The 1,584-nt window shown below is 46.1% G+C and carries 2 protein-coding genes; both read left to right on the top strand.

Annotation, left to right across the window (positions count from 1 at the left end):
- Nucleotides 1-811 (top strand): tripartite tricarboxylate transporter permease (locus tag QTO00_RS19450; protein WP_331426215.1); only part of this gene is annotated, 811 nt, incomplete at its 5' end.
- Nucleotides 812-979: 168 nt separating this feature from the next.
- A partial coding sequence (locus QTO00_RS19445) for a TolC family protein (protein WP_331426214.1) occupies nucleotides 980-1,584 on the top strand: 605 nt, incomplete at its 3' end.

Genomic DNA, 1,584 nt, shown 5'->3' with positions numbered 1-1,584 from the left:
TATCGGCAGCATGAAAGTCACCAAAGAAGAGGTGAAAGAAGTCGCGCCTGTTTCTATTCGCTCATCCATTCTTGGCTTCTTCACTGGCGTTTTACCCGGTGCAGGTGCGACTATTGCGGCATTCCTAAGCTACGGCATGGAACGTAACCTGGCACCAAAAGAGAAAAAGGAAGAGTTCGGTAAAGGCAGTATTCGTGGCTTAGTTGCGCCTGAGTCAGCCAACAATGCAGCATCAAGTGGTTCGTTTGTACCGCTACTTACCTTAGGTATCCCTGGCTCAGGTACAACAGCTATTATGCTTGGCGCGTTAATCGCCTACGGTATTCAACCAGGCCCTCGCCTGTTTGTTGAACACCCCGATGTATTCTGGTCGGTCATCATCTCTATGTACTTTGGTAACATCGTGCTAGTGATACTAAATTTGCCGCTAATCCCGTACATTTCTAAGCTATTGACAGTGCCGAGAACCGTACTTCTGCCTATGATTTTGTTCTTCTCAATTACTGGGGTTTACCTTGTATCGTTCAACACCATGGATGTCTTCATCATGTTGTTAATTGCGATGGGTGCAATTGCTCTTAGGTTGGCGAACTTTCCTCTCGCACCGCTACTGCTTGGGTTTATCCTAGGTGGCTTGATGGAAGAGAACTTACGTCGTGCACTGATGATCAGCGATGGTGAACTGAGCTTCTTATGGGAACGCCCAATTAGTATGATTTTCACTGTGCTTGCAGTGCTAGTTCTATTTAGTCCACTATTTGTCAAACTACTACAAAAACTGAAATCTACACCGCAAAAAGTTGAGCAATAACGATTACTCTTATGTCATTGCTTCAACTTGAACCAAGCCAGTCAACCTTTGACTGGCTTTTTAGGGCCTGTTAACCCTAGTTCGACACAATACTTTTGCGATTTAGTGATTGCCCGCACAGTTTTTAGAGTTTAAACTCTAATTTTTTAACATGCCGAGTACATCACTATGTCGTTGCGCCCAATAGCGATGCTTGTTAGCTGTCTATGTGTGTCTTCCTTCTCTCACGCGGCAGCCATTAGCTTCAATCAAGCATGGCAAGTTTTACTTCAAGAAAACAACTCTTTAGCCGCACAGCGCTCAAATGTCGAACGCTATGAACATCTCGAAAACGCGACCGACAACCTAAATCTTCCTTCGGTTACCATTGGCGCCAACTACACTCGACTCGATACCGATGTGACCGTTTCTGGAAGCCAGTTGATAGAGAGCACTGACCTTCACATTGCGACTCTTCCACCTGCGTTGGGCCAAATGCTTGCTGGACTAGGTGATGTGACTTCAACGGTGACAGAACGAGACATCTTTACTTCATCTATCCGCGCTGTGTGGCCTATTTTTACTGGTGGTCGAATCAATGCCGCACAATCCGCAGCGGAAGGACGCAAGGAACAAGCGCAAAGCGAACTGGCAATGGAAACACAAGCGCGCTTTGAAGATTTAAGTAAGTACTACTTTTCTGTGCTGTTGGCCCAAGAGGTAGTAGAGACGAGATATCTGGTTGAGCAAGGCCTGACCAAACACAGAGACAATGCTTTGAAGATGGAGCAGCA

The sequence above is a fragment of the Vibrio sp. M260118 genome (assembly GCF_036533755.1).
GTDB lineage: Bacteria > Pseudomonadota > Gammaproteobacteria > Enterobacterales > Vibrionaceae > Vibrio.
This window is presented reverse-complemented; position numbering and strand designations above follow the sequence as displayed.